Below are 15,661 nucleotides of genomic sequence, written 5' to 3'. Positions count from 1 at the left end.
CAGCATCGCCGCATGGCTGAGCTTCCCTCGATCGCGAACAACCCCGACGTCCGCTTCCTGGGCAAGCTGCTCGGCGACGTCATCCGTGCCTATGGCGGCGAGATGCTGTTCAAGCGGACGGAGTATATCCGCGCCGCCTCGGTTGACCGGCATCGCGGCGTCGCGGGGGGTGAGGTCGATCTTGGCCTCGGCAGCCTCAGCCTCGACGAGACGCTTGATTTCGTGCGCGGGTTCATGCTGTTCTCGATGCTCGCCAATCTCGCCGAGGATCGCCACGGTGTCGCCGCCGAGAAGGGCGCCGATGTCGCCTCCGCGCTCGCGCGGCTGGCCGAGGAGGGGATCGACAAGGGCGCGGTGATGGCGCTGCTCGACCATGCGCTGATCGTGCCGGTGCTGACCGCGCACCCGACCGAAGTGCGGCGCAAGTCGATGATCGACCACCGCAATCGCATCGCCGAGCTGATGGCGCTGAAGGACGCCGGCCTCGCCGAGACGCCCGATGGCGACGATGTCGAGGAGGCGATCTACCGACAGATCGCGCTTCTGTGGCAGACGCGCGTGCTGCGGCGCGAGCGGCTATACGTCACCGACGAGGTCGAGACTGCGCTCAGCTATCTGCGCGACGTGTTCCTGCCCGCGCTGCCCGCCTTGTACCAGCGTTGGGACCGGGCGCTGGGCGAGCGCGCGCCGAGCTTCCTGCGGCCGGGAAGCTGGATCGGCGGCGACCGCGACGGCAATCCGTTCGTCACCGCCGACTCGCTGCGTACCGCGCTCGGGCGATCGTGCGAGGCGGTGATCGGCTTCTATCTGGAGGCGCTGAGCGAACTCGGCGCCGAACTGTCGATTTCGAGCGAACTGGCGAGCGTCGAGGAATCGGTGCTGGCGCTGGCCGAGGCGAGCGGCGACACCGGGCTGAGCCGAAGCGACGAGCCGTATCGACGCGCGCTGACCGGCATTTACGCGCGGCTGGCGGCGACGCATCTCAAGCTGACCGGCAAGCCGGCGGCGCGTCCGGCGAGCGTGAAGGGTGAGCCGTATCCCGATCCGCAGGCGCTGCGCTCCGATCTCGTTGCCATCGCGCGGGCGTTGCGCGCGGGCGGGGCGGGCGCATTGTCGAGCGGGGGTGCGCTCGGGCGGCTGATCCGCGCGGTCGAGACGTTCGGCTTCCACCTCGCCACGCTCGACATGCGCCAGAACAGCGCGGTGCATGAGCGCGTGGTGGCGGAGCTGCTCAAGGTGGCGGGGGTCGAGGACGATTACCTGGCCTTGAGCGAATCGCAGCGGGTGTCGCTGCTGCGGCACGAACTGTCCAACGCAAGACCGCTGACCAGCCCGTTCGCCGAATATTCGGACGAGACGCAGAGCGAGCTGGCGATCGTGCGCGCGGCCGCCGAGGCGCATGCGAAATACGGGCCGGGCTGCATCACCAACTACATCGTCTCGATGGCGCAGTCGGTGTCAGACCTGCTCGAGATCAACGTGCTGTTGAAGGAAGTCGGGCTGTACCGTCCGGGCGCCGCGCCTACCGCCGCGATCATGGCGGTGCCGCTGTTCGAGACGATCGGCGATCTCGAAGCCGCGCCCGAGATCATGACCGAATGGTTCGCCTTGCCCGAAGCCGGCGCGATCACGCGCGCGCGCGGTTTTCAGGAAGTGATGATCGGCTATTCCGATTCGAACAAGGACGGCGGCTATCTCACCTCGACCTGGTCGCTCAGCAAGGCGTCGACCGCGCTGAAAGCGGTGTTCGAGCAGGCCGGCGTCGGCATGCAGCTCTTCCACGGGCGGGGCGGTGCGGTCGGGCGCGGCGGCGGCTCGTCCTTCGCGGCGATCCGCGCGCAGCCCGACGGCACGGTGCAGGGCCGCATCCGCATCACCGAACAGGGCGAGGTGATCGCGGGCAAATACGGCACGCGCGAGAGCGCTATGGTCAATCTCGAGGCGATGACGGCGGCGACGTTGCTCGCCACGCTCGAGCCGGTTTCGGTGTCGGCGGCGGATCAGGCGCGGTTCGCGAGCGCGATGGACCGGATCTCGCAGGATGCGTTCACCGCGTACCGCGATCTCGTCTACGGTACGGAAGGGTTCCGCACCTTCTTCCGCCAGATGACGCCGCTGACCGAGATCGCCGGCCTCAAGATCGGCTCGCGCCCGGCGAGCCGCACCAAATCGGACAAGATCGAGGATCTGCGCGCGATCCCCTGGGTGTTCAGTTGGGCGCAGGCGCGGGTGATGCTGCCGGGCTGGTACGGCGTTGGGCAGGCGTTGGCGGCGTTCGAGGACAAAGGGCTGATCGCCGAGATGGCGCAGGGCTGGCCGTTCTTCGCGGCGATGCTCGGCAACATGGAGCAGGTGATCGCCAAGTCCGACATGGGCATCGCCGAACGTTATGCGGCTTTGGTCGAGGACCGCGCGCTCGCGCAGGCGATCTTCCCGCGCATCCGCGACGGGTGGCAGGTGACGTATGACGCCTTGCTGGCGGCGACGGGGCAATCGCATCTGCTGGAGAAGCATCCCTCGCTCGACGCGTCGATCCGGTTGCGCTTGCCGTATATCGAGCCGCTCAACATGCTTCAGATCGAGCTGATCAAGCGGCGACGGGCCGGTGAGGAGGACGAGCGGGTCGGGGTGGGGATTTTGCTGTCGATTAACGCGATCGCTACGGCGTTGAGGAATTCTGGCTAGGCGCGCCGCGCGAGAGATTAGCGTAGCTAATCGCAAGCCCGGCGGAGCCGGAGGCACGCCCGGCCGGCGGCGCTACAGCGCCGACCGACGACGCGGCTTTGCCGCGGCGGGCTTCATTTCCGGGCGTTGCGTTTGGGGCTTGTCCCTCGACTTCGCTCGGGACGAACGGAGCGCGCCGCGCGAGAGATTAGCGAAGCTAATCGCGCGCCCGGCGGAGCCGGAGGCGCGCCCGGCCGGCGGCGCTGCAGCGCCGACCGACGACGCGGCTTTGCCGCGGCGGGGTTCATTTCCGGGCGTTGCGTTTGGGGCTTGTCCCTCGACTTCGCTCGGGACGAACGGGTGGGAGTGAGTCTCTCTGGCGTTCCGTGCGGGGCCTGCCCTTCGATACACTACGATACGCCCTGCGGGCTACTCGGCAGTTACTCAGGGCGAACGGTGGTGGGAAGGGGCGTGCCCAACCCGTTCATGTCGAGCGTATCGACGCACGGGCCTCGGGCGTTGCGTTTGGGGCGTGTCCCTCGACTTCGCTCGGGACGAACGGTGGAGGAGCGGCTCCCTCCGGTGGTTCGCGCGGGACCTGCCCTTCGATACGCGTCTTCGACTTCGCTCAGCCGCTACTCAGGGCGAACGGTGGTGGCAACTGCGGGCGCCCGGCGCGCGCGACGCGAACGCACCCGGTCCCCCACGTCCCTCAACTCGCCGCGAACACCCCGCACGCGACACGCCCGCCGCTATTGCCCGACGGGTCGGTCATCAGGTCATCCGCCTTCGCATGCACCACCAGCGCCGAGCCGTCCGCATCCAGCAGCCCGGCCATCGTCGCGCCCGGCACTGTTACGCCGATCGTGCCGCGCCCATCCGCGCCGATCACGAGGTTGGGCAAATCGCCCTCATGCGGCCCCTGCGGGTTCATCGAGCCGTGCTTCATGCTCGTCGGGTTCCAGTGGCCGCCGGCGCTGGCGAAATCGGGGCCGGCGCACTGGCCGGTGGTGTGGACGTGCGCGCCGTGAGTGCCCGGGGGCATCGCCGAGGCATCGACGGTGATGCGCAGGCCGCCCGTCACTTCGGTGGCGGTGGCGCGGCCGACGTCGGCGCCGTCGGCGGTGCGCAGCATCGCGACCGCGCGCGCGCCCTGCGGGGTCGGCGCGCCGAGCGCGGCCTTGTCCTCATGGCACGCCGCCAGTGCCAGCGTGGCGGCGAGGCCGCCGGCGATGATCGCGATCCGCATGTCCATTCTCTCCTGTTCGCCTGAGCGTGTCAGGCTTAACGCCAACCGTCTGCCACGCAATCCGTTCCGGCTTATTTGCGGCCGGTCTTGAAGCTGATCGCGAGGCCGTAGAAGCGCGGCTCGCCGGCGATGAAGGTCGGCAGGCCGAGCGCGTCGCCGGTGTTGCCGGCATCCTTGATGTATTTTTTGTTGAGCAGATTGGTGACGAACGCCTCCAGCCGCCACACGCCGCGCTTCGGCTCGATGCCGAAGCGCGCATCGACCAGCGCATAGCCGGTCTGATATTCGTCCTGGATCAGATCGGGGATCAGGTTCTTGGCCTGGAGCGCGGGCTTGTCGTTGTCGTCGTCGAAGAAGATGCTCGACTGATAGGTGACGCTCGGCGTGAAATCGACCGTAACCGGGCCGGCGGGCAGCTTGGCGATGAAGCCGGCGGACAGCGCATTGTCGGGCGAGAGGCGGAAGCGGTTGCCGGTGCGCGCGCCTTCCTTGAAGCGGCCGTGGCTGTACGAATAGGTGCCGAACACCGTCAACGCCGGGATCGGCACGTAGCGGATCTGGCCCTCGAAGCCGTAGCTTTCGGCCTTGCCGGCGTTGGTGGTGATGAACTGCGTGCCGACCTGTTCGGTCGTCTGAAAGTTGTTGTATTTGTAGTAGAACACCGAGCCATCGGCGAACAGGGTATGGCCGAGCAGCGCGGTCTTGGCGCCGACTTCGAAGCTGTCGACCGTTTCGGCGGGGAGCTTGTTGAAATTGGGCGCGCCATAGGGCGTGCTTGGCGCGGAGACAGCCAGCACCTCGGGGCGGCGGCCGCGCGCATAGGTGGCGTAGAGGTTCAAGTCTGGCGTCGCCGCATAGCGCGCGGTCGCGCGCCAGGTCAGGCCATCGTCTTTCGAGCCTTGCGTGACAGGCGATCCGTTGCCGGCGGTCGGCTGCGCGCCGAGCCCGAACAGCGGGAAGGCGGCGGTGACCGGCGCGTTGGCGGCGCCCGGCGTCGCGAGATTGGTCAGCAACGCGTTAAGCGCGAGCAATTGCGGGGTCGGGTTACCGCCAGCCTTGGCGATCGCCTGCGCGGCGGCCTGGAGCGATTGCGCGGCGATGACGCCGCCGAGGATCGAGCGGTTGTTGAGCGCGACGCTGATGCCGGTCTGCTTGTCGTCATGCGAATAGCGGAGGCCGCCGCCGATATCGAGTTTGTCGGTGACGTGGATGGTCGCATCGCCGAACACGTCGATGCTGTTGGTGCGTGCGGTGTTGGTGTTGGTTTCGAGATGTGCGGTCGGCAGATTGGTGGCGATGCCGGCGGCAGCGGCGGCGGGCAGGCCGAAGCCGCGTTGCAGGATGTTGGCCGCGAATGCGCTGCTGTCGATGATCGAGATCGGCGCGGGCGCGTTGGCGGCGCGGCCGGGGATCAGCCCGCCGCCGGCGAGCACGCCCGGCGTGCTCGCATCGGCCAGCCGCGCCAGCACCGCGCGTTCGTCGAATTGGGCAGGCGCGCGCTGCGACCCGTCCTCGTGGAAATAGGTGCCGCCGATGAAGGCGTCGAGCTTCTCGCCTTTGTACGACAGCCGCAGCGTGCCCATCGTCTGGTTGCCACGCGCATCCTCGGCGGCGGTGAGCAGCGGCAGCGAGATGCCGTCGGCGTCGAACACTTCCTCACCGGCGAAGCGGCGGTACGATCCCATCGCGTTGAGCGACCAATGGTCGTTGAAGTCGTAATTGGCGATGCCGGTCGCGCTCCAGACATGGCGTTCGAGGCCGAGCGGTTTGTTGCCCTCGAACCCGCTCGCCGGGGCAAGCGCCGCGCCCGAATTGCGCCCGGTATCGCCGAGGATCGCGCCGGTGGTGGGGTTGGTCGGCAGAAAGGCGATCGACTTGAACGCGGTGCCGGTCGCCGAATCCTGTTCGTAATTGCCGATCGCGTCGAACGTGAATTGTCCCGGCGCCCATTGCAGCGAGCCGCGGATCGCGTCGCCCTGGCTCGAATTGAATGCGTCGCTCTGCGGCGTGGCGCTGAGCAGATTGTCGACATAGCCGTCGCGCTTCTTCGAACGGCCGGCGATGCGGATGGCGAGCGTGTCGGTGAGCGGCACGTTGACGGTCGCGTCGAGCCGGTAGGCGTTGTAATTGCCGTAGGAGCCGTAGAAATAGCCGTAAGGTGCGCTCGGATCGGCCTTGGCGGTGACGATGTTGACCGCGCCGATCAGCGCGCCGCGCCCGTAGAGCGTCGATTGCGGCCCCTTGGCGATCTCGACGCGCTCCAGATCGAACAGTTCGACATAGGAACCGCGCGACTTGGAGATCGAGACGCCGTCCTGAAACACCGACACGCGCGGCTCGACATAGGAACTGCCATCGTCCGAGGTGATGCCGCGCATCACGAAGCCGGGGTTGTTGGGCGACTGGTTCTGAACGACGAAGCCCGGCACGTAGCGCGAGAGTTTGTCGAATTCGGTGATGCCGAGATCATCGAGGAATGCGCCCTTGTAGGCGGTGAGCGCGAAGGGGACCGTCATCGCGGTCTGCGGGGCGAGCTGCGCGGTGACGATGATGTCGTTGCCGGTATCGGCATCCTGCGCAGGAGCGGCTTCCGGGGCTGGCGCGGGCGCGGCATGCGCGGTGGTGGCGGCGGCGATCGCCGCGAGACTGGCAAGCGCGTGGAACGTGATGCGGATCATCGTGAAAGGCCCCCCTTATCCTTTTGAGGTTGCCCTAGGCGCGATCCGTGACGCTTTCGTGGCGGCTGATCCGGCCCTGCGTGGCGCACGCACGGAACGACTCAGCGCGCCACACATTGACTCGGCTTCGCTGGCGAAGGGGACCGGACATGGCGGCACGCGCATATTGGCAGGGGCAGATCCGCCTCGCGCTCGTCTCGATTCCGGTCGAGATTTACAGCGCGACCAAATCGGGCGCCCAGATCAGCTTCAAGCAGATCCACGAGCCGACCGGCAAGCCGATCCATTACGAGAAGGTCGTCACCGGCGTCGGCCCGGTCGATACCGACGAGATCATGAAGGGGTTCGAGTTCGAGAAGGGCAATTATGTGCTGCTCGAACAGGACGAGATCGACGCGGTGAAGCTCGAATCGAAGAAGACGCTCGAACTCACCCAGTTCGTCGATGCCGACGAGATCGACGTGCTGTATTATGAGAAGCCGTATTTCGTGGTGCCGGCGGATGACCTTGCCGAAGAGGCGTTCATCGTGCTGCGCGAGGCTTTGCGGCGGACCAAGAAGGTCGGGCTGGGGCAGCTTGCGATGCGCGGGCGCGAATATGTCGTCAGCCTGAAGCCGTGCGGGCGCGGCATGGTGCTGGAGACGTTGCGCTACGCCGACGAGGTCAACAAGGCGCAGGGCTATTTCCGCGACATTCCCGACGGCAAGCCTGACGACGACCTCCTCGATCTCGCCGAGACGCTGATCGCGAAGAAATCGGGGCCGTTCCACCCGCAGGAATTCCACGATCGCTATGTCGATGCGCTGAAGGATCTGGTCGAGCGCAAGCGCAAGGCCAAGGGCGGCAAGATCATCGAGGATGCCGAGGGCGACGCGCCGAAGAAGGGCGGATCGAACGTGGTCGATCTGATGGCGGCGTTGAAGAAGTCGGTCGAGAAGGGCGGCGGTGCGGCTGCGCCCGCGAAGAAGGCGCCGGCGCGGAAAGCTCCGGCGAAGAAGCGTGCTTGAGGGCGGGTGCGTGCGCCAACCTGCTCCCCTCCCTGAAAGGGAGGGGCTGGGGGTGGGTTGGTTCGTGGCGGGTGTCGCGCTCTGCGGAGAGCAACCCACCCCCGCCCCCTCCCTTCCAGGGAGGGGAGAGTGACCACCGACCCCCTCGCCCGCTACAACGCCAAGCGCGATTTCGCCAAGACCGCCGAGCCCGCCGGCACGCTCGAACCTGGTCACGGTAACCGCTTCATCGTCCAGAAGCATGACGCGACTCGGCTGCACTGGGATTTTCGGCTCGAGATCGACGGCGTGCTCAAGAGCTGGGCGGTGACGCGCGGGCCGAGCCTCGATCCGGGCGAGAAGCGGCTGGCGGTGCGGACCGAGGATCATCCGCTGTCCTATGCCGATTTCGAGGGGACGATTCCGGCGGGCGAATATGGCGGCGGCACGGTGATGCTGTGGGACAGCGGCACCTGGGCGCCGATCAAAGGCAAATCGGCGAAGGATCTCGAGAAGGGGCATCTCCACTTCATCCTCGATGGCGAACGGATGAAGGGCGAGTGGCTGCTGATCCGTCTCAAGCCGCGCGGCAAGGAGAAGGGCGAGAACTGGCTGCTGCGCAAGATCGACGACGCCGAGGCCGGCGCGACCGATGCGCTGGTCGAGGGCGCGCTGACGAGCGTGACGACCGGGCGGACGATGGCGGAGATCGCGGAGGGGAAAAAGGCGTCGCCCCGGCGTAGGCCGGGGCCGGTTCGTGGTGAGCGCAAGGCCAAGCCACGCAGCGGCCCCGGCCTGCGCCGGGGCGACGTCGTGTTTCAGCCGCTCCAGCTTGCCACGCTCGTCGACTCGGTGCCGGCCGGTTCGGGCTGGCTGCATGAGGTGAAGTATGACGGCTATCGCGCGCTGCTCGCCGTGTCGGGGGGCAAGGCCAAGGTGTTTACCCGCTCCGGCCTCGACTGGACCGACAAATTCGCCGCCATCGCCGAAGCCGCCGCCAAACTCGACGTGGCGGATGCGCTGATCGATGGCGAGATCGTCGCGTTCAAGGAGGGGCGGCCCGATTTCTCGACGCTCAAGGATGCGATCTCCTCGGGCGGCGACATGACCTTCTTCGCGTTCGATCTGCTCGCGCTCGACGGTGAGGATCTCACCAAGCTGCCCAATATCGAGCGCAAGGAACGGCTGCGCCCGCTCGTCAGCGGTGACGATGCGCGGCTTCAGTTCGCCGAGCATATCACCGGCAGCGGTGAGCAGTTGTTTGAGACGATGTGCCGCGAGGGCTTCGAGGGCGTCGTATCGAAGCGCGCCGATGCGCCCTATCGCGGGCGGCGCACGACCGACTGGCTCAAGACCAAATGCATCCGCCGGCAGGAGTTCGTGATCGTCGGGTGGCTGCCGTCGGACAAGGGGCGGGGGTTTCGCTCGCTGCTGCTCGGGCTGAATGGTGCGGACGGGCTGGTCTATGCCGGCAAGGTCGGCACTGGCTTCAACGCGGCGCTGATCGACTCGCTTTCGACGAAGCTCGCCCGGCTCGAGCGCAAGACGCCGACCGTCACCGCGCCGCGTGCGGCGGTGCGTGGCGCGCATTGGGTCAGCCCCAAGCTGGTCGCCGAGGTCGCCTTCGCCGAGACCACGCCTGATGGCGTGCTGCGGCATTCGAGCTTCATCGGGCTTCGCGAGGACAAAGCGGCGAAGGACGTGGTGGCCGAGGTGCCGGTCGCGGTGGCGGAGCCGGACGTGGCGCCCGAAATCCACGTCACCGTCAGCAGTCGCGAACGGCTGATCTTTCCTGAGTCGGACGTGACCAAGGGCGATCTTGCCGACTATTACGTGCAGGTCTCGGGCGTCATGTTGCCGTGGGCGGGCAACCGTCCGGTCAGTCTGGTGCGGTGTCCGCAAGGGCGCGGCAAGGCGTGTTTCTTCCAGAAGCACGACGCGGGCAGCTTCGGCGATCACGTCCATCAGGTGCCGATCCGCGAGAAGGACGGATCGACCGAGAATTACCTCTATGTCGATGATGCCGACGGCCTCGTCGCGTGCTTGCAGATGGGGACGATCGAGTTCCACGGCTGGGGATCGTCGGTGGCGACGCTCGAACAGCCCGACCGGATGGTGTTCGATCTCGACCCGGACGAGGGACTCGGCTTCGATGTCGTGCGCAAGGCGGCGGAGGATCTCAAGGACCATCTCGCCGACATCGGCCTCACCAGTTTCGCGATGCTGTCGGGCGGCAAGGGCGTGCATGTCGTCGTGCCGCTCACCCCGCAGGCCGAATGGCCGGCGGTGAAGGATTTCGCCGATCGTTTCTCGCGCGCGCTCAGTGCTGCCGAGCCGGAGCGGTTCGTCGCGACCATGTCCAAGGCGAAGCGCAAGGACCGCATCTTCATCGACTGGCTGCGCAACCAGCGCGGCGCGACCGCAGTGCTGCCCTATGTGGCGCGCGCCCGCGCGGGTGCGCCGGTGGCGGCGCCGGTGAGCTGGGCCGAATTGCGCGACATCGACCGCGCCAATCGCTGGGGCGTGCGCGACGCGGCCGAGCTGATCGAGCGTGCCCGATCGCGCGCGCTCGCCGGCTGGGGGTTCGCCGATCAGGTGCTGCCGGATTTGTGAACGCGGTTGCGCGCGCGCCGGCTTTGTGGGACGCCGCCCGGCTATGATAAGGGGCGTGACATTGCCGACGCGAAAGCCTGAGTCGTGGCGACGCTGACCGCGACGACCCTGCTCGATCCGTCGATCCACGCGCGGCGCTGGATCGCCGACTATTGCGCCAAGCGCCGCGCCGGCGACGTGCTGTGCGACGCGGGCGAGAGCGTGGCGTGGACGGCGATGTTCGAGGAGATCGCCACCGTCGCCGGCGATGATCTCGGCCAGGCGCGCGAACGCGTCCAGCATCACGCCGACGATATCGGCACCGGCTTCAGCATCCCCGGCGACACCGAGGAGCGGCCCTGGCCGCTCTCGCCGGTGCCGCTGCTGATCGACAGCGCGGAATGGGCGCACATTTCCGCCGGTGTGGTCCAGCGCGCCGAGCTGCTCGAACATGTCGTCGCCGATCTCTACGGCGACGCCAAACTGGTCGAGAAGGGGCTGATCCCCGCTGCGCTCACCGCCGGCAGTCCCTATTATCTGCGGCCGATGGCGGGGTTGCAGCCACCCGGCGACCACCACCTCTATTTCGTCGCGTTCGATCTCGGGCGCGGGCCGACCGGCGAGTGGCGGGTGCTCGCCGATCACCTGCGCGCGCCGGCGGGCGCGGGCTATGCGCTGGAGAACCGACTCGCCATCAGCCGCGCGTTCGGCGGGTTGCAGACCAAGCTCAACATCGAGCGGCACGCGCCGTTCTTCGCGGCGTTCCGCGACGGTCTCGCCGCCGCGTGCCGCCGCAGCGAACCGCGCATCGGGCTGCTGACGCCGGGCCGCTACAGCATCTCCTATGCCGAGCAGGCACATCTCGCGCGCTACCTCGGCTTCCTGTTCGTCGAGGGCGCCGATCTCGCCGCGCTGGAGGACAAGCTCTACGTCCGCACGATCGGCGGATTGAAGCGGATCGACGCGATCTGGCACCGGATCGATCCGCGCTTCCTCGATCCGCTCGCGCTCGATTCGCATTCGCAGATCGGCGTGCCGGGGCTGGTCGACGTGATGGCGGCGGGCAACACCGTCGTCGCCAACGCACCCGGCGCGGGCGTGCCCGAATCGGCGGCGTTCGCGGCGTTCCTGCCGCGTATCTGCGCGCGCGAGACCGGGCGCGACCTGATCCTTCCCAATATCGCGACGTGGTGGTGCGGGCAGGAGCGTGCGCGCGCCAGCGTGATTGAGGATCTCGACAATCTGCTGATCGGCCCCGCGTTCGGCGTCCAGCCGCTCGGGCTCGACAGCCTCAATCCGGTGCCGGGCGCCGAGATCACCGGCGCGGCGCGCGCACGGTTGCTCGCCGATATCGCGCTGAGGCCGCAGGATTATGTCGGGCAGGAGATCGTGCGGCTCTCGACGATGCCGGTCGTCACCGAGGCCGGGCTGGTGCCGCGCCCGTTCACGCTGCGCGTGTTCGCGGCGCGCGGCGCCGACGGGCAGTGGACGGTGATGCCGGGCGGGTTCGCGCGGATCGGCGCCGCGCCGGACGTGCGCGCATCGGTGATGGGCGAGGGCACCTGGTCCGCCGATGTCGCGATCCACGGGCCGGAGCCGGTCGATGCGGTGTCGCTGCTGCCGCCCGCCGATACCGTCCACATCCGCCGCAACCCCGGCACGCTGCCGAGCCGCGTCGCCGACAATTTCTTCTGGCTGGGCCGGTATCTGGAGCGCGGCGAGGCGCTGCTCAACATCATCCGCGTGATGCTCGGCAATTCGATCGACGCCGATGCCGGCGGCGCGCTTGGCCCCGAGACGATCGGGCGGCTGGTCGGCCTCGTCATCAACGGTGGCGGCGCGACCAAGCCGGCCAGCCTCAAGCGCACCGATCTGATGCAGTTCGTCCGCACCGCGCTGGAGAGCGAGGAGACGCACAGCGTCCGCGCGATCAACCGGCTCGCGCGCGGGATCGGCAAGGGCTCGCGCGATCGGCTCGCGGCGGATTTCGTGCGGCTGCTCGATGCGCCCTATCCGACGCGTGGCGGCATGCTCGATCGTACCGGCTCGCTCCAGCGCCGCTACGCCGCGCTCGCCGGGCTGTCGGCCGAGCATATGGGACGGACGGCGGCGTGGCGCTTCCACGATCTCGGCCGGCGGATCGAGCGCGCACTGACGATGGCGCGGGCGGTGCCGACCTTCGGCATGGCCGGCACCGGCACCGACGATCTTTCCACCCTGCTCGATCTCGCCGACAGCCAGATCAGCTATCGCCAGCGCTATCTCACTGGAATCGCGCGTGTGCCGGTGGTCGATCTCGTCGCGCTCGATCCGGGCAATCCGCGCAGCCTCGCCTATCAGATCGAGCGGATCGTCGAGCACTTACGCGCGCTGCCCGTGCTCGGCGACGATGGCATGGAGGAGGACCAGCAGGCGCAGGCCAACACCTTGCTCGCCGGCGTGCTGACCGCCAACGCCGCGCGGCTGAGCGAGCCGACGCTCAAACAGGCCGAGCGGCGGCTGTACGGCCTGTCCGACGCGATCGCGCGCCGCTATTTCCTGCAAGGTGCCGAGCCGCTGCGCGCGGCGGGGATGACGTTAGCGTGAGGCGGGGGGCATGATCTACGATATCCGCCACATCACCCGTTTCGATTATCAGGGCTCGGTGCGGTTCGCGCGCTGCAACCTGCGATTGCAGCCGATCGACTGGCCGGGGCAGGAACTGCTCGACTACAAGCTGGTGATCTCGCCCTCGGGCCGCACCTTCCCGGCGCGCGCCGAGGCGGGGCTGGCGCATGTCATGCGGCTGGTGGTCGAAGATCCGGTCAAGTTCCTGTCGATCGAGAGCATCTCGCGAATCGCGGTCGATCGCCCCGCGCCGGTGCCGTCGGCGGACGATCCCACGCTCGCCGAGGTCGCCGCCGCCGCGCGCGTCAGCCGCGATCCTTCGGCGGCGGGGCCGGCGGCTTATCTGTTTCCGTCGCCGCGCATTCCGCTCGACCGCGATATCGGGGAGTGGTGCGCGGCGGACCTCCAGCCCGACCGGCCAGTGCTGGAAGCGGGCATGGCGCTCGCGCAGCGCATCCGCCGCGAGTTCCAGTTCGATACCGAAGCGACGCTGATCGACACCAGTCCGCACGAGGCGTTCGTCAAGCGCGCCGGCGTTTGCCAGGATCTCGCGCAGATCATGATCACCGGCTTGCGCACCGCCGGTCTGCCCGCCGCTTATGCCTCGGGCTATATCCGCACGATCCCGCCGCCCGGCAAGACACGGCTGGTCGGCGCCGATGCGACTCATGCCTGGGTGCTGCTGTGGTGCGGCGCGCGGATCGGCTGGGTGGGCCTTGATCCCACCAACGGCATCTGGATGGCGAACGACCATATCATCATGGCGATCGGCCGCGATTACGGCGACATCGCGCCGATCGACGGCATCGTGCTCGGCGCGGGCGCGCAGAAGCTCGACGTGAGCGTGGATGTCGCGCCAGAGGTGGAGGAGGTGGCGGCCTAGCGGGCGCCCTCTGATCCGAAAGGTTGAAAAGGCTGCGTGTTACACGCAATTGCGCTCGGCGCTTCAAGACACCAAATAGACTCGTAGTATCAACCGGGGAAGACCGTGGCCGATCCATATCAGACGCTGGGCGTGGCGCGAGACGCCGGCGAGGCCGACATCAAGAAGGCGTATCGCAAACTCGCGAAGGAACTGCATCCCGACCGCAACAAGGACAATCCGAAGGCGTCGGAGCGGTTCAGCCAGGTGACGCAGGCCTATGACCTGCTCAACGACAAGGACAAGCGCGCGCGCTTCGACCGCGGCGAGATCGACGGCGATGGCAACCCGACCGCGCCGTTCGGCTTCGGTGGCGGCGGTGGTGCGCCGGGCGGCTTCCGCCCCGGCGAGCAACCGTTCGATTTCGGCGGGGGCGGCGACGCCAGCGACCTGTTCGAAGGTTTGTTCGGCGGGCGCGGTGGCGGCTTTGGCGGGTTCGGGCGGCGGCAGCAGCAGCCCAAGGGCGCCAATGTGGTCTACAGCCTCGCCGTGCCGTTCGAGGATGCCGCGACGCTCGCGCCGCAGCGGCTGCGGCTCGCCGATGGCAAGACGATCGACCTGAAATTGCCCGCCAATCTGGAAAATGGCGCGCAGATGCGGCTCGCCGGGCGCGGGCAGCCGGGGCCGGGCGGCGCCGGTGACGGCATCGTCAAGATCGAGATCCAGCCGCACCGCTTCTTCACGCGCGACGGCGACAATGTCCGGCTCGATCTGCCGGTTAGCCTGTCAGAAGCGGTGCTCGGCGCATCGGTGCGCGTGCCGACGGTCGAGGGCGCGGTGATGCTGACGGTTCCCAAGAACTCCACCTCGGGCAAGACGCTGCGCCTGCGCGGGCGCGGTTTCCACAAGGCCGATGGCAGCGGGCGCGGCGACCAACTCGTTACGTTGATGGTGGATTTGCCGGTTGGCGACGAGGCTTTGATCGATTTCGTGCAGGGCTGGAAAGATCAGGACAAGAGGAACCCGCGCGGCAATCTGGGCGTCTAAGGGCGCATGTCGGAAATCTCGCCCTACTCGCCCGAAGAACGCGGTCTGCACGGCGAGGTAGGGATCGGGATCAAGCCCGAGGATGTGCCGGTCGGCTTCAAACGGCTCGCGTATGCGTGGCTGGTCTTGAAGCGGGTGGTGATGGGCGTGTTCTCCGACGGGTTCATCCACGCCGGCAACCTCGCCTATCTGGCGCTGCTGACGGTGTTTCCGTTCTTCATCCTGGCGGCGGTGATCGCGTCGCTGCTCGGGCAGAGCGCGGAGACGCAACGCGCGGTCGCGTCGTTCCTCCATGTGCTGCCGTCCTCGGTTGCCGATCTGCTGCGCGACCCGATCCAGCATGTGCTGGCGGCGCGGCGCGGCAGTTCGCTCGCCTGGCTGGGCGCGCTCGTCGCGCTGTGGAGCGTCGGCAGCTTCGTCGAGACGATTCGCGACATCTTCCGCCGCGCCTATGGCGTCAAATCGACCAAGCCGTTCTGGCATTACCGGCTGAGTTCGATGGCGGTGATCATCGCGTCGGTGATTCTCGCGGTGTTCTCATTCATCGTTCAGGGCGTGCTCGTCGCCGCCGAGCAGTTCATCTACACGCTGCTGCCGTTCGCGAAGGATATCGCCGGCTGGGTCGGCCTGTCGCGCGCGATACCCGGCGTGGTGATGTTCATCGCGCTCTACATGCTGTTCCTGTCGGTGACGCCCTCGAAATACCGCTTCGGCGGGCATTCGCCGGAATGGCCCGGCGCGCTGTTCACCACCGGCTGGTGGCTGTCGATCACCGCGCTGCTGCCGATGGTGCTCGCGCGGCTTGCCGATTACGACCTGACCTACGGCAGTTTGGCGGGGGTCATCATCACCTTGCTGTTCTTCTTCCTGGTGGGTTTGGGCATTGTGTTTGGCGCGCATCTCAACGCGGCACTGGCGGAACCGCCCCTTGCGGGAGTAGAGACACCGCAAGAGACGTGAAACAGGGACGGCACAA

9 protein-coding genes are annotated in these 15,661 nt (G+C 67.7%); 7 read left to right on the top strand and 2 right to left on the bottom strand.

Annotated elements, in window-relative coordinates; translation table 11 throughout:
• Positions 1-12 precede the first annotated feature (12 nt).
• On the top strand, positions 13-2,685 hold the full coding sequence (gene ppc / locus EWE75_RS05960) for a phosphoenolpyruvate carboxylase (RefSeq protein ID WP_130155773.1): 2,673 nt from the start codon (positions 13-15) through the stop codon (positions 2,683-2,685).
• A gap of 691 nt (positions 2,686-3,376) precedes the next feature.
• Here ppc and EWE75_RS05955 read toward each other — a convergent pair.
• Both EWE75_RS05955 and EWE75_RS05950 read right to left on the bottom strand, forming a co-directional pair.
• The gene (locus tag EWE75_RS05955; protein ID WP_130155741.1) at positions 3,377-3,913 is read right to left on the bottom strand and encodes a superoxide dismutase family protein; all 537 of its coding nucleotides are present in this window, start codon (positions 3,911-3,913) and stop codon (positions 3,377-3,379) included.
• A 71-nt stretch (positions 3,914-3,984) separates the two neighbouring features.
• Positions 3,985-6,591 carry a TonB-dependent receptor gene (locus EWE75_RS05950; RefSeq protein WP_130155740.1) on the bottom strand — a complete coding sequence of 869 codons (2,607 nt, stop codon included), beginning with the start codon at positions 6,589-6,591 and terminating at the stop codon, positions 3,985-3,987.
• 149 nt (positions 6,592-6,740) lie between these two features.
• Between EWE75_RS05950 and ku the strand changes: the two genes are divergently transcribed.
• The 6 genes from ku (at position 6,741) to EWE75_RS05920 (ending at position 15,645) form a co-directional block, all read left to right on the top strand.
• A complete protein-coding gene (gene ku, locus EWE75_RS05945; RefSeq protein ID WP_130155739.1) occupies positions 6,741-7,598 on the top strand; it encodes a non-homologous end joining protein Ku in 858 nt (285 codons plus the stop codon).
• Positions 7,599-7,727: 129 nt separating this feature from the next.
• Positions 7,728-10,190: a DNA ligase D gene (gene ligD / locus EWE75_RS05940; protein ID WP_130155738.1), complete on the top strand. Its 2,463-nt coding sequence runs from the start codon at positions 7,728-7,730 to the stop codon at positions 10,188-10,190.
• A gap of 84 nt (positions 10,191-10,274) precedes the next feature.
• Positions 10,275-12,755 carry a circularly permuted type 2 ATP-grasp protein gene (locus EWE75_RS05935; RefSeq protein WP_130155737.1) on the top strand — a complete coding sequence of 827 codons (2,481 nt, stop codon included), beginning with the start codon at positions 10,275-10,277 and terminating at the stop codon, positions 12,753-12,755.
• A gap of 10 nt (positions 12,756-12,765) precedes the next feature.
• Positions 12,766-13,659, top strand: coding sequence for a transglutaminase family protein (locus EWE75_RS05930; RefSeq protein WP_130155736.1), 894 nt, complete (start codon positions 12,766-12,768; stop codon positions 13,657-13,659).
• Between the two features lie 105 nt (positions 13,660-13,764).
• Positions 13,765-14,685 carry a DnaJ C-terminal domain-containing protein gene (locus EWE75_RS05925; protein WP_206364692.1) on the top strand — a complete coding sequence of 307 codons (921 nt, stop codon included), beginning with the start codon at positions 13,765-13,767 and terminating at the stop codon, positions 14,683-14,685.
• A 6-nt stretch (positions 14,686-14,691) separates the two neighbouring features.
• The gene (locus EWE75_RS05920; protein ID WP_130155735.1) at positions 14,692-15,645 is read left to right on the top strand and encodes a YihY/virulence factor BrkB family protein; all 954 of its coding nucleotides are present in this window, start codon (positions 14,692-14,694) and stop codon (positions 15,643-15,645) included.
• Positions 15,646-15,661 lie beyond the last annotated feature (16 nt).

Origin of the sequence: Sphingomonas populi (genome assembly GCF_004208535.1) — a bacterium.
Lineage (GTDB): Bacteria > Pseudomonadota > Alphaproteobacteria > Sphingomonadales > Sphingomonadaceae > Sphingomonas > Sphingomonas populi.
This window is presented reverse-complemented; position numbering and strand designations above follow the sequence as displayed.

Coding starts and splice junctions, on each gene's coding strand:
- ku (WP_130155739.1), top strand. CDS start 6,741: ATGGCGGCACGCGCATATTGGCAGGGGCAGATCCGCCTCGCGCTCGTC.
- ppc (WP_130155773.1), top strand. CDS start 13: ATGGCTGAGCTTCCCTCGATCGCGAACAACCCCGACGTCCGCTTCCTG.
- EWE75_RS05920 (WP_130155735.1), top strand. CDS start 14,692: ATGTCGGAAATCTCGCCCTACTCGCCCGAAGAACGCGGTCTGCACGGC.
- EWE75_RS05930 (WP_130155736.1), top strand. CDS start 12,766: ATGATCTACGATATCCGCCACATCACCCGTTTCGATTATCAGGGCTCG.
- EWE75_RS05950 (WP_130155740.1), bottom strand. CDS start 6,591: ATGATCCGCATCACGTTCCACGCGCTTGCCAGTCTCGCGGCGATCGCC.
- EWE75_RS05955 (WP_130155741.1), bottom strand. CDS start 3,913: ATGCGGATCGCGATCATCGCCGGCGGCCTCGCCGCCACGCTGGCACTG.